The organism is Thomasclavelia sp., assembly GCF_047249845.1.
Lineage (GTDB): Bacteria > Bacillota_I > Bacilli_A > Erysipelotrichales > Coprobacillaceae > Thomasclavelia.
Map to the genome: position 1 here is coordinate 1 of NZ_JBKTWO010000034.1, position 21,506 is coordinate 21,506.

22 protein-coding genes are annotated in these 21,506 nt (G+C 29.4%); 8 read left to right on the plus strand and 14 right to left on the minus strand.

Annotation, left to right across the window (positions count from 1 at the left end):
* Nucleotides 1-224: 224 nt before the first annotated feature.
* Complete coding sequence (locus ACLR9T_RS09350) at nt 225-3,785, plus strand: glycoside hydrolase domain-containing protein (RefSeq protein WP_413109276.1); 3,561 nt, start codon at nt 225-227, stop codon at nt 3,783-3,785.
* 124 nt (nt 3,786-3,909) lie between these two features.
* Entirely contained in the window at nt 3,910-4,599 is a 690-nt protein-coding gene (locus ACLR9T_RS09355; protein ID WP_413109277.1) for a hypothetical protein, read from the plus strand.
* An 11-nt stretch (nt 4,600-4,610) separates the two neighbouring features.
* Here ACLR9T_RS09355 and ACLR9T_RS09360 read toward each other — a convergent pair whose 3' ends face one another.
* The 11 genes from ACLR9T_RS09360 to ACLR9T_RS09410 all read right to left on the minus strand — a co-directional run bounded on the left by ACLR9T_RS09360 (nt 4,611) and on the right by ACLR9T_RS09410 (nt 13,776).
* A complete protein-coding gene (locus ACLR9T_RS09360; protein WP_413109278.1) occupies nt 4,611-5,600 on the minus strand; it encodes an HD domain-containing protein in 990 nt (329 codons plus the stop codon).
* A gap of 271 nt (nt 5,601-5,871) precedes the next feature.
* Nucleotides 5,872-7,620, minus strand: coding sequence for an NADH-dependent [FeFe] hydrogenase, group A6 (locus ACLR9T_RS09365; RefSeq protein WP_413109279.1), 1,749 nt, complete (start codon nt 7,618-7,620; stop codon nt 5,872-5,874).
* A 9-nt stretch (nt 7,621-7,629) separates the two neighbouring features.
* Nucleotides 7,630-9,429, minus strand: coding sequence for an NADH-ubiquinone oxidoreductase-F iron-sulfur binding region domain-containing protein (locus ACLR9T_RS09370; RefSeq protein ID WP_413109280.1), 1,800 nt, complete (start codon nt 9,427-9,429; stop codon nt 7,630-7,632).
* A gap of 11 nt (nt 9,430-9,440) precedes the next feature.
* The gene (locus ACLR9T_RS09375) at nt 9,441-9,809 is read right to left on the minus strand and encodes a (2Fe-2S) ferredoxin domain-containing protein (RefSeq protein WP_413109281.1); all 369 of its coding nucleotides are present in this window, start codon (nt 9,807-9,809) and stop codon (nt 9,441-9,443) included.
* Nucleotides 9,806-10,339, minus strand: a complete 534-nt coding sequence (locus ACLR9T_RS09380) for a sensor histidine kinase (RefSeq protein WP_413109282.1) — start codon at nt 10,337-10,339, stop codon at nt 9,806-9,808. Before ACLR9T_RS09380 ends, ACLR9T_RS09375 begins: the two co-directional genes overlap by 4 nt.
* Nucleotides 10,340-10,341: 2 nt before the next feature.
* Entirely contained in the window at nt 10,342-11,043 is a 702-nt protein-coding gene (locus ACLR9T_RS09385) for a PHP domain-containing protein (protein WP_413109283.1), read from the minus strand.
* A 2-nt stretch (nt 11,044-11,045) separates the two neighbouring features.
* Nucleotides 11,046-11,408 (minus strand): hypothetical protein, encoded by a 363-nt coding sequence (locus ACLR9T_RS09390; protein ID WP_413109284.1) that lies wholly within the window; start codon nt 11,406-11,408, stop codon nt 11,046-11,048.
* Nucleotides 11,377-12,537, minus strand: coding sequence for a [Fe-Fe] hydrogenase large subunit C-terminal domain-containing protein (locus ACLR9T_RS09395; RefSeq protein ID WP_413109285.1), 1,161 nt, complete (start codon nt 12,535-12,537; stop codon nt 11,377-11,379). The genes ACLR9T_RS09390 and ACLR9T_RS09395 overlap by 32 nt, the downstream gene beginning before the upstream one ends.
* Nucleotides 12,534-12,941 carry an ATP-binding protein gene (locus tag ACLR9T_RS09400; protein ID WP_413109286.1) on the minus strand — a complete coding sequence of 136 codons (408 nt, stop codon included), beginning with the start codon at nt 12,939-12,941 and terminating at the stop codon, nt 12,534-12,536. The genes ACLR9T_RS09395 and ACLR9T_RS09400 overlap by 4 nt, the downstream gene beginning before the upstream one ends.
* A complete protein-coding gene (locus tag ACLR9T_RS09405; protein WP_413109287.1) occupies nt 12,938-13,291 on the minus strand; it encodes a hypothetical protein in 354 nt (117 codons plus the stop codon). Before ACLR9T_RS09405 ends, ACLR9T_RS09400 begins: the two co-directional genes overlap by 4 nt.
* On the minus strand, nt 13,285-13,776 hold the full coding sequence (locus ACLR9T_RS09410; protein WP_413109288.1) for an NAD(P)H-dependent oxidoreductase subunit E: 492 nt from the start codon (nt 13,774-13,776) through the stop codon (nt 13,285-13,287). Before ACLR9T_RS09410 ends, ACLR9T_RS09405 begins: the two co-directional genes overlap by 7 nt.
* A gap of 194 nt (nt 13,777-13,970) precedes the next feature.
* Here ACLR9T_RS09410 and ACLR9T_RS09415 point away from each other — a divergent pair, with 194 nt between their 5' ends.
* From ACLR9T_RS09415 to ACLR9T_RS09435, 5 genes are all read left to right on the plus strand, one after another.
* Nucleotides 13,971-14,900: a LysR family transcriptional regulator gene (locus ACLR9T_RS09415; protein ID WP_413109289.1), complete on the plus strand. Its 930-nt coding sequence runs from the start codon at nt 13,971-13,973 to the stop codon at nt 14,898-14,900.
* A 91-nt stretch (nt 14,901-14,991) separates the two neighbouring features.
* Nucleotides 14,992-16,209 carry an iron-containing alcohol dehydrogenase gene (locus ACLR9T_RS09420; protein WP_413109290.1) on the plus strand — a complete coding sequence of 406 codons (1,218 nt, stop codon included), beginning with the start codon at nt 14,992-14,994 and terminating at the stop codon, nt 16,207-16,209.
* A 102-nt stretch (nt 16,210-16,311) separates the two neighbouring features.
* On the plus strand, nt 16,312-16,839 hold the full coding sequence (locus ACLR9T_RS09425; RefSeq protein WP_413109291.1) for a histidine phosphatase family protein: 528 nt from the start codon (nt 16,312-16,314) through the stop codon (nt 16,837-16,839).
* A 284-nt stretch (nt 16,840-17,123) separates the two neighbouring features.
* Nucleotides 17,124-17,948 (plus strand): undecaprenyl-diphosphate phosphatase, encoded by an 825-nt coding sequence (locus tag ACLR9T_RS09430; protein WP_413109292.1) that lies wholly within the window; start codon nt 17,124-17,126, stop codon nt 17,946-17,948.
* A gap of 88 nt (nt 17,949-18,036) precedes the next feature.
* Nucleotides 18,037-18,903: a hypothetical protein gene (locus ACLR9T_RS09435; RefSeq protein ID WP_413109293.1), complete on the plus strand. Its 867-nt coding sequence runs from the start codon at nt 18,037-18,039 to the stop codon at nt 18,901-18,903.
* A gap of 169 nt (nt 18,904-19,072) precedes the next feature.
* On the opposite strand, the gene ACLR9T_RS09440 is transcribed toward ACLR9T_RS09435, so the two are convergent.
* On the minus strand, nt 19,073-19,738 hold the full coding sequence (locus tag ACLR9T_RS09440; protein ID WP_413109294.1) for a helix-turn-helix domain-containing protein: 666 nt from the start codon (nt 19,736-19,738) through the stop codon (nt 19,073-19,075).
* A gap of 140 nt (nt 19,739-19,878) precedes the next feature.
* Complete coding sequence (locus tag ACLR9T_RS09445) at nt 19,879-20,232, minus strand: hypothetical protein (RefSeq protein ID WP_413109295.1); 354 nt, start codon at nt 20,230-20,232, stop codon at nt 19,879-19,881.
* A 153-nt stretch (nt 20,233-20,385) separates the two neighbouring features.
* Here ACLR9T_RS09445 and ACLR9T_RS09450 point away from each other — a divergent pair, with 153 nt between their 5' ends.
* Nucleotides 20,386-20,586 carry a helix-turn-helix domain-containing protein gene (locus ACLR9T_RS09450; RefSeq protein ID WP_413109296.1) on the plus strand — a complete coding sequence of 67 codons (201 nt, stop codon included), beginning with the start codon at nt 20,386-20,388 and terminating at the stop codon, nt 20,584-20,586.
* Between the two features lie 607 nt (nt 20,587-21,193).
* On the opposite strand, the gene ACLR9T_RS09455 is transcribed toward ACLR9T_RS09450, so the two are convergent.
* Nucleotides 21,194-21,361, minus strand: a complete 168-nt coding sequence (locus ACLR9T_RS09455) for a hypothetical protein (RefSeq protein ID WP_413109297.1) — start codon at nt 21,359-21,361, stop codon at nt 21,194-21,196.
* Between the last annotated feature and the right edge of the window lie 145 nt (nt 21,362-21,506).

The following is a 21,506-nucleotide window of genomic DNA, read 5'->3' on the forward strand; positions in this document are numbered from 1 at the left end:
ATTGATATATTAGAATTTAAATAGTGAAAATTTATTGCTGATATATGCAAATAAATAGTATACATGTTATGTTAGTATGGATGTAAGCGTATACATATAATATTTTGGTATTGGAGGTGAATGTATGATATTGTCTAAAATTATATTGGACAGTTAAAGTATTATATGTGGCTATAATTTAGAAAAAAATTAGGGAAGATTTAAATACAAAAATAGGAGGCAATATGAGAACTAAAAGAAGATTAAAAAGAGTTAGTATTATTGGAATTGCTTTAATATTTGTTTTATCTGTTTTTTCTAGTATTATTGAAGTTAAAAAAGTAAACGCAGCACCGGAAAATGAAAAAATTATTACTGCAAAAAATGATGTTGGTGAGGGGATAGATAAATTTAACTATTATCCAGAAAATAAATGGAAAGCAGGACCTAAAATTGATGAGTATTTTACAACTGTTGATACTAGATTAGAAGAAAATAATGATGTTTATTATACTATTGATTTTGAGGGAACGGGAATAGAAGTATATGGTTTTAGAGCACCTAGACATTCAATTGTGGCATTTTCAATTGATGGAGGTCAATCCATAGAGGTTGATACATTTGCGGCAGTTCGTACTGCTGATCCAGTGTTATTAAAGGAATATAATAATTTAAGTAATGGAAAGCATCAAATCAAAGTACAAGCTACTGGCAAAACCAATCCAAGTGCAACATATGGGGATATTCAAATATCGTATGCAAAATTATTTAAACCTAAACAAGTCGCATCAAATGTTAGTTTTAATGAAGAATCAGCTTCTATATATGAAGGAGCTACTTATCAAGTTGAATATACGACAACTCCTATAGATGCAATGTTACCAGAAGATTTTAAATTTATATCTAGTAATTCAACGGTTGCTACTGTTGATAATAATGGATTAGTAAGTGCAGTTAGTGCAGGGAAAACCGAGATTACTGGATATTCAACAAGTCTTGAGATTGAGACAAAGATGGAAATCACAGTTGAAAAAATAAGTGATCTTCATGCTACTGTAGTTGATTCTAATGATCAATATCAACAAAAACATTATCAAACACTGATGAATACAAATAAGAGTTTAGAATCATTATGGTCTTGGAAAGATGATAAAGCTATTTCCCAAATCGCTTTGCTTACAGGAAACAAGGATTTAGAAAATGTAAAAGTTGAGTTTGAAGAATTTAAAAATAATAATGGGGAGATATTAAATAAAAATAATTTTAAGGCAACTTTTATGAAAGAAGTAAAAGCATTTATTGGAAATGCAGGATGGTATTCATATAATCCTGAAGGATACCTTCCAATCGGACCTAAAGAGGATTATTTTGATGTTATTTATGATACTGAACCTTTAGATATAGCTAAAAATCGAGTTCAGTTAGTATGGCTTGATTTTGTTGTAGATAAAGATGCTAAAGCGGGAATTTATCATGGTAAAGTAACGATAAGCGCAGATAATATTGATACAGATCAAATAATTGATTATTCAATTGAGGTAATAGATGCTGATTTTTCTGATGAAAATGAATACAGTTTTAGACCAGATTTTTGGACCTATCCATTTAGTTCAGCTGAATATTATAATGTTGAACCATTTTCAGATGAACATAATGAGATTTTAAAGAAACATTTATTACAATATAAAGATTATGGTGGTACTACCTTAACAGGTACATTAGTAGAAGAAGCATGGGGTGGTCAAACATATGGAAAAACAGATCCTGCAAGTGGAGATAATGTACGTTGCCCTTCGTTGATTAAGTGGATAAAGAAGGCTGATGGAACATGGCAGTTTGATTATAATTATTTTGATAAGTTTGTTGAACTTGCTAAATCTATTGATTTAGGAGATGATATTGTATTATATAGTCCAATGCCATGGAATAATCAAATTATTTATTATGATGAAGCGAGTGCAACAACTAAAAAAATTAGTGCTGCCCCAGGAACTGCAGCATATGCAAATAATTGGAAGCCATTTTTTGAAGATTTTTCTGACCATTTAGATGAAAAAGGTTGGTTTGATGATATATCTTTAGGATTTGATGAAAGAGATAATATGTTAAGTGTGTTTAACGTAATTGATCAAGTAAAAAATAAAGACGGTAAGGTGTTTAAAAAACAAGGAGCTTATAACAATATCTATTCAAATGATGGAGTTCCAGATAGAATGGTAAGTTTATCTTTTAATTTAAATCAGTTAAGAAATCAAGGGATTGATAAATTTAAGAAGTTTGTTGCTGATCGAAAAGCAAAAGGATTAAAGACAAGTTTTTATACAGGAACAGAAATCTTTCCTAATACATTTATCCGTTCCCTTCCAGGAGAAGGATATTGGACAATGATGTTTTCTGGGGCTTTGGATTTAGATTATTTTCTTGATTGGGCTTATGATGCCTGGGTTGAAGATCCTCTTGTAGATGCAACACATTCATCATTTCAACCTGGAGACTGTTTCATGGTATATCCATCTTTAAAGGGTGCCACTAATAAAGAATCCAAAGCTTCAATTAGAAGTGAAAAATATGGGGAAGGAATAAGAGATATTAATAAACTTTATCGTATTAAAGATGAGTGTCCAGAATTAAGGGATGATATAGATGCTTTATTTGCAACAGTTAAATCTAATTATGATAATGTTAAAGTAGAAAATGATCCAGATTGGTTTGTACCTGGAATTACAGGAAGACCAGCTTACTGGGCTTCTGAAAAAGGTAAAAAGGATATTTTAGCAGATGTAAGTGCGTTTAAACAAGGTGTATATGAGATTAGTAAGAAATATTCTGAATTAAAAAATACTGATAAAAATGCTTTAGCAATTGCAGTAGAATTAGCTGATGAAGTAACAGAAGAAGACTTACAAAAAGTAGTACCTATCGTTGTTGCTGAATTTAAGGAAGCTCGTAACTATGCTAAAGAAGTTTTAAGTAATTCTTCTGCTAGTCAGGAAACAGTTGACCTTGCGTTCACACGTTTAGCAAAAGCAATGCATATGTTAGAATTCTATAAAGGTGATAAAACAGAATTACAGGCGTTAGTTACTAAAGTAGAAAAACTAGAAGAAGGAAACTATACAGCAGACTCTTGGGCACCATTTAAAGAAGCCTTAGATGCAGCAGTAGCAGTTATAGCAGATGAAAATGCATTAGAACCAGATGTACAGTTAGCATACAAGAACTTAAGTGAAGCATTTGCAAACTTAGAATTGGCAGCAGACAAAACAAAACTACAAAACTTTGTTGATCAGGTAAAAGATCTAGAAGAAAGCAAATATACAGGAAGCACATGGAAAGCATTTGAAAGTGTGTTAAATGAAGCAAAAGATGTATTAGCAGCATCAGGAGCAACACAGGAACAAATAGATAAGGCATATAATGATTTAATCAGAGCATATCTAGATTTAAGATTATTACCAAACAAAGATGCGTTAAAAGACTTGATCAATAAAGCAAACATGTTAAGTAGAGCAAGTTACAGTGTGCCATCATGGTTAAATATGGAAGAAGCATTAGAAGTAGCAAATGCAGTATTAAATGATCCAGAAGCAAGCGAAGAACAAGTAAAAGCAGCAGTGGAAGGATTACAGGCAAGCATTGATAAACTGGAAGTAAAAGCACCAGAGAGCACACCAGTAAAACCAGGAGATACACCTGCAAAAGGAAATGCAATAAAAACTGGAGATGAAAGTTTAATTGGAGCATTTGCAGGTTTAGGTATTTTAAGTATTTTAGCAGTAAAAATATATAAGAAAAAACAAAATTAGGTTTTAATGATAAAACACCATAATTATTGATTATGGTGTTTTTATATGAAAAAATCTGATTAATAATTATATATATTTGTTACTTGAATAATGATAAGATATTAGTATGTGGAGGTTCAATGTTATGAATGAAAATGAAGAGAAAAAAATAGATCAGCATACAATTGCTGATTGGCCAATAGAAATACATGATCTAAATGATATTCCTAAGGAATATCAGGAAAGTGTATCAACTTATTTTAAGAATAATATCTTAGACTATGTTCTTATTTTTGCGCCCGCATGTCGTATGGTTAAAGAATCTTTTGATTATTTATTTGCTTATGGTAGAGATGAGATAATTTATTTTAATAATGAATTTGGGTTAATTAAGCATACGATTATAAAACGTATTGATATTTTTAAAATTATTACAAGAAGAGAACTTTTAGATGCTGAAATTATAATAAAATATAAAGATGGTAAGATAGTATTTCCATATGTTCCCTCATCATATTACTTATATGATCCATTTTTAAATTGGTTAATGGGTTTAGAAAAGGATTTTTTACCACATATAGCTGAGCGAAAAAATCCTCGTCCTAAAAAACTTTACCAAGATAGTTTAGCTATGTTTAATTATTCACTTGCAGCTTATCGTTTGGGGAATGGTTTTCATGAATATAATTATAAAGCGGAAAAACGTCGTAAAAAATGGTTTCCTTGGAAGACTAGTGTTGAAGAATGGTTAGATATTATAATGGAGAAAGGCATATTTCATATACATAGTTTAGAGTACTTAACAGAGTGTATTTATGAACTTTCTGATAATTAAATTTAACGATTTTATTGAGCGTTGAGATAGTAATCAAAATCTATTGCTTTAAATTTTTTAATCTCTTTATTTAATTCTAATGATACTGATGATATTCTTCCTAGATTTAATACAAATGGGTCAATATATCTTTTTTTAGTGTTGACTTTAAACCAATTGTTATCAGGTTTAACTAATGCCTTTTTTATCATCGAATAGTGTGTGAATCTTTGCCATAGTTGATTAGTATATGCATTTGATAAAAATTTTTTAATAATAAAAGGTTCATTAAGATATAAATCTTTTTTACTAATAATATTGTTATCTAGTGCTATTTCAATAAGGTTGGCTAGTACCTGCATTGAAAAACGATCAGCATCAGATATATAGACTCTAGAGTTTTTTAAAACATTAATTGTAAACAAACTAGCAATTTTTTCAGATTGAAACATTAATTCTATCACACCATATTCATTTTTAGATATGATTAGATCAGTATAATATAGGTTAATATCTTTAATTGTACAATAGCCATAATTAAGCATATTACTAAGTGAATATTCTAAGCGATCAGCAGAGAGCTGAGGCGAATCATTATCAGCAATCGGATATTGATGATAATCAACAATACTATCTATTGTAATTTGATGTTTTTTTAATAGTTGTTTTAGTTCTTTTGAGTTTTCAATAATTTCTCTAGTTCCATTTTCGGTTGTTTCTTGGTTTAAATAGTCACCGTTTAAAAAATCAATTGTATGTGCAAAAACAGGTGTTGCTACATCATGCAATAAACCAGTAATAGTTTGAGTTTTATCATGAGTAAAATGCCAAATAATTAAGGCAACACCAATACTGTGATCATATCTTGTATATGATTGACATTTTTTGAAAAGTTCAAATTGAGTATATTCAAGACCGCAGTTCATCCCAATGTTTTTTAATCGTTGTATTAATGGGGTACTAGAAAACTCGTGAATAAAAATAGGAATATCTCGATGATAAATTGACCATAATTTCCTCATTTTATTTATCTCCTTACAATATAAATTAATATAATTATAACATAATAAAAAGGGCGTATGCCCTTTTTTATTTGTAATTAAAATAATATTTAGGAGTTAATAAGTCATCTATCTTAACTGTATTTTTAATTAAATATAAGTAATTATTTTAACAGTTTTTATTAATAATTACTTTATAGACTTTTTATTAAATACATCCTACGAGCATTAAAAGCATTAGTAGACAAAATAGATATTTAACAATTTTATTCATATACTCCCACCAAATAATTTATTTATAACGCTCTTTTTTTGAATAATGTGTGTGTAATAAATGATGTGCTTTTTCACTGTTTGGTTCACCTAAGAAGTTTGCGTATAGTTTTTGAATTTGTGAATTCTTGTGGGATTTTCTAACTGGTTGTGCTAGATCTTCATCATATAATGCTTTAGCACGTGCTTGTTTCCAATCAAAACCACTATTACGTGTTAAGGCGTTGATGTAAGATTGACCTCCACCATTAACGCATCCACCAGGACAACCCATTATTTCAATAAAGTGGTATTTAGAAGTTCCATTTTTAATATCTTCTAATAACGGTTTTGCTAGAGTCATACTATGAGCAACAGCAACGTTAACAGTTAAATCACCAACTTTTAGACTAGCTTCTTTAACTCCTTCTTCACCACGAACTGCATGATAATCTAAAGTAGATAAATCTTCATTTGTTAGAACATCACACACTGTTCTTAAGGCGGCTTCCATAACTCCACCACTAGCTCCAAAGATAACACCAGCTCCAGTATATTCTCCAAACATATCTTGATCAAAATCTTCGTCTTTTAAATCACGGAAATTGATACCAAACATTTTAATTAGCTTACCTAATTCTCTTGTAGTTAATACTGCATCAACATCTTTTAAACCATCTGTCATGTTTTCTGGACGTTCCTTTTCGCCTTTTTTAGCTACACATGGCATGATCGATACAACATAAATATCATTAGGATCAATATTATTAGTTTTAGCATAATATGATTTAATCATTGCACCTAACATCATGTGAGGTGATTTACAACTTGATAAATGGTTTAATAATTCAGGATATTCGTGTTCAATATAATTTACCCATCCAGGACTACATGAAGTTATCATTGGCAAGACACCATTATTTTGAACACGGCTAATAAATTCGTAACCTTCTTCCATAATTGTTAAATCTGCACCAAAGTTAGTATCATATACTTTATCAAAGCCCATTAACTTTAATGCATGAACCATTTTACCAGTAACTCTTGTACCAACTGGCATACCAAATTCTTCACCTAGACTAGCTCTAACCGCAGGAGCGGTTTGAACGATTACATGTTTAGATGAATCATTTAAAGCAGCGATAACATCATGGACTTCTTCTTTTTCTTGTAAAGCCCCAACTGGACAAACATTAATACATTGACCACATTGCATACAATTTACATCATTTAAACTTTTATCATAAACAGGACCTACTTTAGTTTTAAATCCACGATTCATAAAACCAAGAATTCCTAAACCTTGATGTTTAGCACAAGTTTCAACACAACGTCCACAAAGAACGCATTTAGAAGTGTTACGAACGATTCCAGGTGATACTTCATCAAAAGTTGGAGCAGTTTTTTCTCCAGCAAAAGCATCTTCACGAACTCCTAATTCTTGACATAATCTTTGTAATTCACAATTAGTATTACGAATACAAGATAAACAGTCTTTCGAATGGTTAGAAACAATTAATTCTACTACTCGTCTTCTAGCATCCAATGCTCTTTGAGAGTTGGTTTTTACTACTAGTCCTTCTCTTACTGGATAAACACAGGCAGCACATAATGTTTTTGCACCTTCTATTTCTACCTGGCAAACTCTACATGCACCAGTACCAGTAACATCTTTTAAATAACATAAAGTAGGGATATGGATTCCGTTATTTTTAGCCGCTTCTAGGACTGTTTGGCCTTCATAAGCCTCTACTTCACGGTTATTAATCGTCATTTTTATTTTCGACATTCCTTACACCTACTTTCTTTCAATTACATTAAAGTGACAAGCTTTTATACACTGACCACATTTAATACATTTTTCTTGATCAATAACATATGGAACTTTTCCAAGTTCACCATGGATAGCCCCAACTGGACATTGCTTAGCACAAAGACCACATTTACGGCATTTTTCTTCGTCAATAATATATTGTAGTAATTCTTTACAAACTCCAGCAGGACATTTTTTATCAACGATATGAGCAATATATTCATTTCTAAATTGTTTGATGGTTGAAAGTACTGGGTTAGGGGCTGTTTGTCCAAGTCCGCATAAAGCAGTATCTTGAATTGTTGAAGCTAGTAACTCTAATTCATCAAGAGTTGCCATTGTTCCTTTTCCATCACATATTTGTTCTAGTAGTTCTAACATTCTTTTTGTACCAACTCGACATGGTGTACATTTACCACAAGATTCATCAACAATAAAATCCATATAGAAACGGGCAACGTCAACCATACAATTATCTTCATCAAGTACGATCATTCCTCCAGAACCCATCATTGAACCTAATTTAACTAATTCATCAAAACCAATAGGGGTATCTAATTGTTCTTCAGTTAAACATCCTCCTGATGGACCACCAGTTTGTACAGCTTTAAAGCGTTTATGATTAGGGCATCCACCACCGATTTCATAAATTACTTCACGCAAAGTTGTACCCATTGGAACTTCAACTAATCCAGTATTAACAATTTTACCACCTAATGCAAATACTTTTGTACCTGGAGAAGATTCAGTACCAATAGATTTAAACCAGTCAGCTCCATGTTGGATAATTTGTGCAATATTTGCATAAGTTTCAACATTGTTAATTATAGTTGGTTTACCCCAAACCCCTTTATGAGCAGGGAATGGTGGTTTAGGATTAGGCATTCCACGTTCTCCTTCAATTGATTTGATTAAAGCTGTTTCTTCACCACAGACAAAAGCCCCAGCTCCTAAACGAATTTCTAATTCAAAATCAAATCCGCTATCGAAGATATTTTTACCTAATAATCCTAATTCACGTGCTTGATTAATTGCAGTTTTTAAACGATCTACCGCAATTGGGTATTCAGCACGAATGTAGATATACCCATGGTTAGCACCAATTGCATATCCTGCAATAGCCATGGCTTCAATAACACTATGAGGATTTCCTTCAAGGATCGAACGATCCATAAATGCTCCAGGATCTCCTTCATCAGCATTACAGATAACATATTTTTCTTTACCAGGCTCATTTAAAGCAAATTGCCATTTAACCCCGGTAGGGAAACCACCACCACCACGGCCACGTAATCCACTAGCCTTTATTACATCAACAACTTCTTGGGGAGTCATCTCTTGTAATGCTTTTGCTAAAGCAAAATAACCATCTTTACCGATATATTCATTAATATTTTCTGGATCGATAACCCCACAATTATGAAGAGCAATTCTTTTTTGTTTGTTATAAAACTTTGTATCATTTATGTCATGAATCTCTTTAGTTTCTTCGTCAGATTCATTTAACATTAAACGATGGACAGGACGCCCTTTGTAGAAATGTTCCATAACGATTTCTTTAACATCTTCAGGTTTAACTGTTTTATAAATAATATTATCTGGATAAATAGAAATATTTGGACCAACTCCACACAATCCTAAACATCCTGTTCTTAAGACCTCGACTTCATTTTCTAGTCCGAGAGCTTTTATTTCTTTTTCAAATTCTGTAATTAGTTCACCAGAATTACCGATTGTACAACCAGTTCCGGCGCAAACTAATACTTGGGTTCTTTTTGCTGGCATCTCACGACCTCCTATTTCTTATAATGTCCGACCGTATATTCGTCGATAATTTCATCGTTTTTTAAATGTCGATCAGCAATTTCTTTTGCTTTTTTTGCATCAACTAACACGTAAGTAGTTTTGTTATCATCACGATCAAACACTTCCACGATTGGCTCTAGTGTACACATTCCGATACATCCAGTTTGTAATACTGTAGCTGGTAAGTTTTTATCAGCAACTTCTTCTACTAGCGCATTTAAAACAGGTCTAGCTCCAGCGGCGATTCCACAGGTTGCCATTCCGACTACGACCCGATATTTTTGTTTAGCATCACTACGCATTGCCATGTTATTTTTGGCCGCTTCACGAATTTTCTTTAAATCTTCTAAGGATTTCATTTGTGTAATCCCTCCTTTATATAGTCTTTTAACCAGATAATAATTTCTGGTAAATTTATTGCAACACCATCTAAAATTTTCTTTATTTCTTTGGTGTCTAATACAAATTCAGATTCATCACTTGTATATTTAAATAAATAATCAATTTTATCATTTGCTTGAATTAAGGTAATGATCGTATCTACGATATTACCCATTGGTGGTGTATCAATATGGTTTTTAACAAATTCGCCAGTAACTCTAGTTCCTTTACCAATAGTTGATTCAATTGAAAAATTGCCACCAGTTGCTTCAATATTCTCCTTGAACATAGGAATTCCTAAACCGACTTTACGTGTGGTTCTAGTTGTATAGAATGGATTAATTACATTCTTTATAGTTTCTTGATCCATCCCTATTCCATCATCAATAATTTGAATTTTAATAATATTTAGTTTACTGCTATCATAAATTAAAATTTTAATCACACTAGCTTTAGCTTTAATTGAATTATAAGCAATGTCAAGAATGTTCATTGCAATTTCCTGCATTGTTATTTCCTCCATAATTGATAAAATTTATCTTTATCAATTTGATTTATTGGTTCATTGATTGCTTCTAAGTTATGAGCATCGCTATTAAAAAAAATATATTCATCTTTAAGATGTAAACATGATTTTTTTAATTTTTTTAGGTCTCTAATACTAGTAACCTCTATCCCATCATAATCTAAATCAGCTGGAATACCATGATATACTTCATAAATACCATATTTCTTAGCCATCACGTGTGCCAATATCGCAATTCCGTTAAAAGCATGGATTTGGTTTATGATCTTATAGACATCCATGTCTAAAGAACTAATCAATAAATTGTTTTCAGTTTCAATGATTTCATCATTTGCATTAAAAATATATTGATTACCATAATAATCTGATTGATTAGGTATCTTGATTAAATGTTTGTCTATCCATTCTTGAATTGGTTTTAAATTTGTATTTTTACAAAAATAAGCAAGAATATGAATTTTTTCAATACTTTGTAACTCAACTCCATGAACATAATCAATTTTTCCTTTTAAAATATCATGATTAATTATTTCCTCTAAATAATATTGTTGTTTTAAAGAATTATGATCGGTAATTGCAATTAGCTCTAATCCTTTAATATATGCCATATTAAAAATATTATTAATTGTCATCGTATCATCGCCACATGGTGACAGTGCCGAATGAATGTGCAGATCATAATACATTTTTATAAACCTAATGAAATTAAATCTTTAGTAACTAAAAATGCATCTTTTTCACTAATGAAAATTGGGATTTCAAGTTCAGCAGCTTTATTAATTGTATCCTCATCGGGATAACTATTTTGAACAAAGATAATCCCTGCAAAATCATTTAATTCAGCTACAGCTATAACGTTTATATGTTTTTGAACAGTAAGCCACAAGGCTCCTTCTTTACCATTGGCCATAACGAAGCTTAGTAAATCACCAATATAGACATTTTCAATTGTATTTGTTAAAGGTGTATCATTAATCTGTTTGATATTTAATTTTAAAATCTCATTTATTTTCATCAAATCACCTTCTTTTAACTCGGCATAAAGAATCATCTACTTCACCACTAGCAATTCTCGTAGCCAAACCACGACAATTTGCAAATCCACAGCTACCACAATCAAATTGAGGGAGTGTTTCTAAGATTGTATTAATTTTGTTAAACCATGCTAATCGTTCTTTAAAGTTCTGTTCATTACTGTTGATAGTATGAACTTTTTGATAATCACTTCTATTTAAAGGGGCAATTTTACTTTGGCATTCACTAATCATGCTTTCAATATTAAAACATCCTTCAAAAGGATTCGACCAAAGATAATAGCCACCTATACATCCTTGAAAACAATTAAATAAAGCCATTAGATCAACATGCTTCAGTTGATCAAATTCAATCAAATCTAATGCGGCTCTAATTTGAGTTAGACCCTCAACTCCTATAACTGATAAACTTTTATTTCCATAAAGATCACTAACAATACTTTTAACACCATATTTACACATCTCAATATCTTCTTGTTTTTCATCTTTTAATCTATTGATTTGAGGAAACATTTGTGAAATGCTCAAAGCATAATCAATTTGAGATTCATTATTATTAAAAGGCTCTTTAGCTAAAGTTAATTTACCAACACATTCGCATAATGAATAAATTCCAATATCTTGCTCTTTATATTTAGCTCTTAATTGTTTAGCAGCAATTTCGACTGGATAATCATATGGTAATAAATGATCAATAAGAGTTGGATAATCATTTTTTATTAATTTATTAATAGTAGGGCAAAAAGAAGTTAGCATCGCTTTATGTTTTCCTACACTGTCTTTTAAAGCTTGTTTATATAATTTACCTTCAATATTACTATATTGAACAACCTCATCAAAACCAAATTTTTTAATTGCATGAGCAATATTTTTTATTTCTTCATAAGTTTTTAAATCCGACAAAATTGCAGTCGGAATTAAAGCAATGTTATAATCATGTTCTGTTAATGTTTTTTCTAAATTAACATTTTTAACTCTCAATACTTTCTGGTCACATGCCTGAATACAAATATCACAATTAATACATTTATCTTGATCGATAATTACTTGTTCATTAACAATAGAAATAGCATCCATGGGACATGCTTTAACACACTTGATACACTTTTTACAACTATTACCTAAATAACTAATTACAGGTTTCATTGAAAGGTCATTTTTATATGTGTCCCTTCACTTGAAGAAGATATTTCAAATGAAGTAGCAACACTTTTCATATTGTAAAGTCCCATTCCTGCTCCAAATCCTAACTCCCTTGCTTTAGGGGAGGCAGTTGAATAACCTGGAGTTTGTGCTAATTCAAGATTTTCAATTCCAGGGCCAACATCATCAAAAGATAGATGAACAATTCCTTCATCATCAATTTCAAAGGTTATAGTTCCACCATCAGAATGGATTGCAATATTGATTTCTGCTTCATAACAGGCAATTGCAACGGCTTTTAAAACCTTTCGATCAATTCCTAAAGCTTTTAAAGTTCTTTTGATGTCGCTAGAGGCCTTTCCGGCATCTTGGTAATTATCTTTTTCTACTTGATAAGTTTTAATCATCGCCGCATTCCTGCTTCATATAATTTTCCACATGCTTCAAACATTGTTTCATCTGTCTGGAAGAGATTGATATGCAAATTTTTAGCCATATCGACAATTGACATGTCTAGTGGTTTACCTCTTACAAAAAGAATAGTTTCAATATCTAAGACTTCTGCGGTACGTAATGACTGCACGTTTGCTAGACCAGTTATAAATAAAATATCCTCTGTTTCATTTTTCAACAGTGCTAGAGCATCTGACATCAAGTCAGTAGAAAAGCCTTTATCATAGTTTTTTTGATAAATATTTGGGTCGTCAAGATAAATTTCTTTTGCCTTTAAAATATCGACGACTTCTTTAACTAGCATGGGGCTTCTTCCTTTAAATAGTCTAGTACTAACATTTTTAGATCTTCCAATTGCTTAGTACATCCAAAGACTATTCCATCAACACTAACTACTGGGGCAAGTCCACAAGCACCTACACAACGTGTTGCATCAATTGAAAATAATCCATTAGGACTAGTTGAGTTTACTTCGCATCCCGTCATTTCACAAAGTAAATCTAGAATAGTTTGGGAACCATTGACATAACAAGCTGTACCTAAGCAAACAGAGATAACATGTTTACCTTTAGGTTCAGTTGTAAATTGAGAGTAAAAAGTTACAACACCATATACTTTTGATACTGGTACATCAATAGCTGTAGCAATTTTTTCCATTGCTTCAAAAGGAATGTAACCAAGGTTTTCTTGGATTTCATGAAGCATTAACTTCATTGGACCCATTTCGTTTTTATGTTTTGCAACAATCTCGTCAATTTTATCCAAATACTCTTGTTTCAACTTTTTCATTTTTACACCTCTTTCTTTTTTATCGTTTGTTATAATTATAACATGTTTTGTAAACGCTTTAAATAGCATAATTACAAAAGTCCCATATATTTGACAGTTATAGCTATAGACAAAAAAATATATATATTTAGGATAATCGAACACAACTTATTATTTATATGTTAAAATACAAGCATAAGGAGATAGGCAGTAAGATGAATTTATTACATTTAAAATACGTAATTGAGGTTGCTAAAGCAGGATCGATTAGTAAAGCAGCTAGTAATCTTTATATGAATCAGCCTCATTTAAGTAAAACAATTAAAGATTTAGAGGAAAATATGCAAATAATCATCTTTGAAAGAACTTCAAAAGGAGTTATTCCAACTAAAAAAGGAGCTGAATTTATAGAGCGGGCTAAAAGTATCATCATGCAGGTTGATGAAATGGAAGCCATGTATCAAGGTTATGATGATAAGTCGGTTCATTTAGATATATGCGTACCCCGAGCAAGTTATGTTGCTAATGCATTTACTAATTATTTATCAATGATTAATTTTCAAGATAAAAATATTAAAGTGAATTATCGGGAGACTAATTCTTTTGATACTATTAAAGAAGTATATGAAGGTAATGCAAATATAGGGATTATTCGTTTTTTTGAAAATGAAGAGAATTATTTTATTAATTTATTAGAGACTAAAGAAATTGAATATGAAAAAATTTATGAGTTTACTTTTAAATTACTCGTTTCTAATGAAAATCCTTTAGTATTTAAAGAAAAAATCAGTTTAAATGATTTAGTTGAACAAATAGAAATAACTCATGGGGATATTTCTTTACCAACATTACCACTAGTTGCCACAAATCGTAATGATGAAACGAGGCAGGCAAAAAAAGAAATATCGATCTATGAAAGAGGAATTCAATTTGAATTACTTAATTGTTTACCGCATACTTATATGTGGGTCTCTCCAATACCTCAAGATATTTTAAATCGATATAACTTAAAAACTGTTACTTGTCATGATAATAAGATGGTCTGTTATGATTTACTGATTAAACGTAAAGGATATCGCTTGTCTAAAGAAGATCAAGGTTTTATAAGGAGAGTAAAGAATTGTTTGAAGGAAAATAATATTTAGGTATACAAAAAAAGGAATAGTGCTATTCCTTTTTTGTCTCTTCGAAGCGGCATTTGTAAGCGCTATAATAATATTATGGAGGTGGTTATTGATGCAAAGATTTACATTACCTAGAGATCTGTATCATGGAAAAGGTTCTTTAGAAGCATTAAAAACTTTTGAAGGTAAAAAAGCCATTGTTTGTGTAGGTGGCGGAAGTATGAAGAAAAATGGTTTTTTAGATCGTGCTGTTGAATATTTAAAAGAAGCAGGTATGGAGGTAAGATTATTTGAAGGTATTGAACCTGATCCATCAGTAGAAACTGTTATGAAAGGTGCTGCTGTAATGGAAGAATTCCAACCTGACTGGATCATTGCTATTGGTGGTGGTTCACCAATTGATGCAGCTAAAGCAATGTGGATTAAATATGAATATCCAGAAATTACTTTTGAAGAGATGTGTAAAGTATTTGGGATTCCTAAATTACGTAAGAAAGCTCATTTTTGTGCTATTCCGTCAACTAGCGGAACCGCTACTGAAGTAACAGCATTTTCAATTATTACAGATTATGATAAAGGTGTTAAGTATCCAATTGCAGATTTTGAAATTACTCCTGATGTAGCAATTGTAGATCCAGATTTGGCAGAAACAATGCCAGTTAAATTAGTAGCTCATACTGGGATGGATGCGATGACGCATGCAATTGAAGCGTATGTATCAACTGCAAATTGTAATTATACTGATCCATTAGCAATTCATGCAATTGAAATGATTCAGGCAAATTTGGTTAAATCATATCATGGTGATATGAATTGTCGTGATGATATGCATGATGCTCAATGTTTAGCAGGTCAAGCTTTTTCGAATGCGTTATTAGGAATTGTTCATTCAATGGCTCATAAAACTGGAGCTGCTTTTGTTGATCAAGGTGGTCATATCATTCATGGTGCCGCTAATGCAATGTATCTACCTAAAGTTATCGCATTTAATGCTAAAGATGAAACAGCTAAAAAACGTTATGGTGTAATTGCTGATTACATGCATTTAGGTGGAAATAGCGATGATGAAAAAGTTGAATTATTGATTGCTTATTTACGTAAAATGAATGATGAATTAAATATTCCTCATTCAATTAATCATTATGGTGCAGATGGCTTACCAGCTCCAACTGGTTTTGTATCAGAAGAAATCTTCTTAAAAAGAGTTGAAAATATTGCCGCACTAGCAATTGAGGATGCTTGTACAGGATCTAATCCACGGATTCCTACTCAAGAAGAAATGGTAAAATTATTAAAAGCCTGCTATTATGATAGCGAAGTAGATTTTTAAAAAAATAAAAAACTTTTTAGCTATGTAAGACAAGGATGCAAGGGACCTTGTCTTTTTCTTTGTGTATGTTAAAATGCATATAGTAGAAATGGAGGTCAAATAATGAGTTTATATGTAACTAGACATGGAGAAACAGATTATAATGTCAAGAATCTAGTATGTGGTATTAGTGAAGCTGTGTTGACAAAAAGAGGAATAGAACAGGCAAAAAATTTGGCTAATAATTTACATCGAGTCAATTATAAATATTTATATGTTTCACCTTTACAAAGAGCGCTTGATACAGCAAATTATGCTAATATCCATAATTTAACTTTTATCGTTGAGCCTCGGTTAAAAGAAATAAATTTTGGTGTGTATGAAGGCGTTCATCGAAAATGTGAAGAGTTTTTAGTAAATAAAAATAATCTCGCATATCGTTATCCAAGAGGTGAATCATTTATAGAATTGTGTAAACGTGTTTATGAGTTTTTAGATGAAATCAAAGAAGAAGCAACTAATAATGATGTATTATTAGTATGTCATGGTGCTGTTTGTCGAGCTATTCATAGTTATTTCAATGATATGACAAATGAAGAAATATTTTATTTTCAAACAGATAATTGTGAGTTATTAAAATATGAGTATTGATTTGAATAATTTTTTGATACATCATATTTTGTAAAGATTGTCTTATAATATGTTTCTATGATCTGGAAATGAAAAGAGAATGTATGGGAGATAAATTTATTATAAACAAAAAAAGATTCAATAAAATAGATACTAGATAATACGAACAATTATTTTTAGTTAAATTAATAGAGATTAAAGAAGAAAATTAATGGATATATTTATTTAATCAAATTTAAGAATTTAGCTAATGATTTTTATCATTGATAATGCTATAATGCATAAGTATAATTGTGGAGGAATATATGAATATTATTGAGTTGATCAAAGTAATAATTTTAGGTGTGGTTGAAGGTATTACTGAGTGGCTGCCAATTAGTAGTACTGGACATATGATTTTAGTTGATGAGTTTATTAAATTGAATGTTAGTGCTGAATTTTTAGAAATGTTTTTGGTAGTAATTCAATTAGGTGCTATTCTTGCAGTTGTAGTTTTATATTGGCAAAAATTAATTCCATTTGATTATAAGAATAATTGGAAGATAAAAAAAGATACTTTTTCAATGTGGTTCAAAATAATTGTAGCTTGTATTCCAGCAGCAGTAGTAGGATTATTGTTTGATGATCAGTTGAATGAATTATTTTATAATCCTTTAACTGTTGCAATTGCTTTAATTGTGTTTGGAATTCTATTTATTTTTATTGAAAATTTTAATAAAGGAAAGAATTCTAAAATTAATTCATTAAATGAAATTACTTATAATACAGCATTAATAATTGGAATTTTTCAATTAATTGCAGCAATTTTCCCTGGTACTTCACGCTCTGGAGCTACTATTGTTGGAGCTTTATTGATTGGAGTTAGTCGTACAGTAGCTGCTGAATTTACTTTCTTTTTAGCAATTCCAGTAATGTTTGGAGCAAGTTTATTAAAATTGGTTAAATTTGGTCTGGCTTTTACTACAGGTGAGTTCATTTTGTTGATAATTGGGATGTTAGTAGCTTTTGTAATAAGTATGTTAACAATCAAGTTTTTAATGAGTTATATTAAAAAGCATGATTTTAAGGTGTTTGGATGGTATCGGATTGTTTTAGGAATTATTGTTTTAGTTTATTTTATGATATTTTAAAAGGACCTATATTATAATAGGTTTTTTTAGTAACTTTAAAATCCCGATTATATCGTGATTTAGTATATGATATTGGAGAGGTGATAATATGTTGCATGGATATGATATTATGCATTTACATACTGATGAAGAAATAGAAAAAATTAATTCTGTTAATTCAATAGTAATTTTTTTTAAAGTATTAGGTTTTTCTGATTTGGTTATAAAAGATTATAAGAAAGCAACATTAATTTCTCATGCATTAAGTAAAATCAGTGAACAGTTTAATAATGTTAATCAAGTTAGTATTAATGATCATACATTAAAAACGTTAAAAAATAGCTGTGAATTTGAAGATAATAATTATTCAACTGATCATATGTATTCAACTATATTTTCTAATAGCGTGATTTTATCTTGTCCGATAATGGAAAAAAATAGATTGTTTACAGTAAAAGAAATAATTAAAATGATATGTGATGTTCAATTCCATATGCTTCAAGAAGGTTTTTTAATCAGAGGCGGAATTACAATTGGTGATATTTGTCATAATAATAAATATGTTTTTGGTAAAGCCGTTATAGAAGTATTTGAATTAGAAAGAAAAAAAGCTATGTATCCTAGAATAATAATTTCTGATAAGTTATTAAATGTGATAGTAACAGATCTAAATAAATCAATCTTAGTAAATACAGATAACTATAAATATTTATTAGAGAATGAATATTTTTATGATCAATATATTCAAGAGGATGATGATCTAGTTACATATATTGATTATTTAGGTGTTGGGTTATTAAAGTTTGCAGAGATAATGGGTCATAATTATATAGATGATTTTAAGACAGATTTTTTAGATAAAATAGATCGGGTAATTAAGGATGGTAAAAATAATAAAAATATAGATGTAAAAAAGAAATATTTTTGGTTAGAAACTAAGTTTTTTAATAAACTTAAATTATTTAATGATATATGATCCTTCTATATTGTAATAAGTGTATAAAGAAGATTGTTATAGTTTGTAAGAATTGTTTGTTTCATAATAGAAAAATAAAACATTATAGATTTGTTGTTTTAAGTATAAAATCAAAAACAAGCCAAAGAGATTGTTCCTATGTAAATAGGTGTACTTTGGCTTGTATAATCTAATCATTGTGATTAAGAAGAGATTCAATTTTGCTGTCACGAATTTCTGGGGCTAATCTTTGTTCAGCTTTTTTTATATAATTTCGTAATTTACAACTTTCTTTTTCATATTCATCATCATATTGAAGAAAAGGAATATAAAGTTTTTTTGAAAGTATCAAATTTAATTTTTGATAATCTAAATCAGAAATAATTCCTTCATCATGCATTTTTGATATTTCTTTTAATCTGATCATATCCCATTCATGATATTTCTTTTCATCAGAAATAAAATTACTATTTAAATTTTCTTCCTGAATACTTTTTAAAAAGTCTAGACATTTAATTCGTCCTTCAGTAGTTAAAGTTTTTGAAACTTTTAAAATTTCATTTAATAAACCATCTTTAGTATCAATAAAATCATCTGGAAAAGAATTGATTTCTTCATCTGTCCACTGGGGTGCATATCCGTCAAATCCTAGGATATATTGAGGTGGAACATTTAAAGAACTTGCAATTTGAGTTAAAATACAACTTTTTATTGTGTCATTATCTCTTTTTGTTATTCCGTATAATGTATTTAAAGATACACCAGATATTAATGATAGATCTTTTAATGTAACATTTTTTTCATCTAATATTTTTTTTAATCTTGAACCAACACCCATAATTTGTATTCCTTTCATTTTTAATAACTATAGTTTATATTAAAACATATTTTTTGTTATTAGTACATATGTACTAATGTTATTTATGATGTTTTTAAAATGATTGAAAATATATGTGAGATGAATTTCACTATACAGTTAATTTATAAAATTTCTATCTAAGCTTTCATAGATAGAATATCATCAATAATTTTTTTATTATTAGTATTTGTAATATATAAACATTTATCAATAAGCACAAATAAACCATTAGAAAAAACATGAGATTCAGTATTTTTTGATGATAATTTTTGAAATAAAACATTTATAAATATTTTATCATAATCACAGAAATTATATGGTATTTTTGCAGGATAAGATTCTATTTTTTGAACTATTTTTCCAATTGACATATATTTATATATATCAATGACATTGGGCTCATATCCAAATTCAGCTATAATTAATACTCTGATGGTAAATTTGTGAATGTGATCAATAGCTTGATCATAATTAAAATCAAATAACTTCATATAGACCCTTCTTTTTTATATTTAGATTAAGAATTATTGCTTTACCAATAAAAGTATCAACAATAAGTTTTTAATTGATAAAATAAATCTTAATTCTTATAATTTTATGCATTAAAATAGTATTTTTGGAAACAATTTGTTAGAGGTGTTTCCATGATAATAATTAAACTTGCTCAAATACGTTATTTACATAATATATCTTTAAGAGAGCTTGAGCGGTTATGCGGAATAGGGAAGACTACACTTAATAATATAGAAAATAATAAAATTAGTCCAACTTTATTTGAATTAGAACAAATTGCAATAGCTTTAAAAATAAAGATTGAAGATTTATATGAATCAGATTATAAATGATTAAATTTGTCCCGATTTAAGGACAAAATTATCATATCTCTTTTATATATGAGTTTGTTAAGGTATAATGAGTTTGTGTTTATCTCTCCACTTATTATCCCAATAAATTAAATGATTAAGAGGTTACACATAGAGGAAACATATAAAAGACAATTCAATGATTCACATATGAGATATCCACAATACAAATACTTTAGCTGTTATATCAAAAGTTGTTTTGATGTTTCCTAATGAAACCGACTAGCTGGTCGGTTTTTGTTTTGTAATTTTAAGATAAATTCTAAGAATAATATATATCTATTTTATATTTGATGCAACAATGATAATAATTATTTTTCATTGTAATGTTAGATAATAAATTTATTATAATTGTTAAAAAGGTATCTTAATTGTTTTTATGAACTTTCTTTTTTGTATACTTGTTAAGTAAAATCTAATTTATTCTAATACCTTTAGATAATAGATAATAAAACTATTCTTTGTTAAAATTTTTTATAAATACGTATCTACAACATCTCTATAATTTTTACACTTTATTCATTTTCATTAAAAGCATCTTTAAGATAGGGGATGATATCAGAGTTGTTGTTGTTAACACAAATTATTATTAGTAATCTTTAATGTTTTGTAAAATTTGTCTTTGCTTCTTTATTGCATGTTTACAGTCGATTATTTGTTGTTGGTTTTCTTTGTTTGTTAATAAGATTCGTAATTCATTTTCTAATTTTTTTAATCTTATTTCTGCTTCTTGTTTCTTTTTATCCTTTAGATTCATAAAATCACCTCAGGTTTATTTTTAACAAATTTACAAAAAATAGAAGTGATTTTTAAATTTTAAGAGAAGGAGACATTAAAAGGATATACAGGTTATAATTATAGTCCTATTATGTCTATAAAACTTTGGCAGAATATTCTATAAT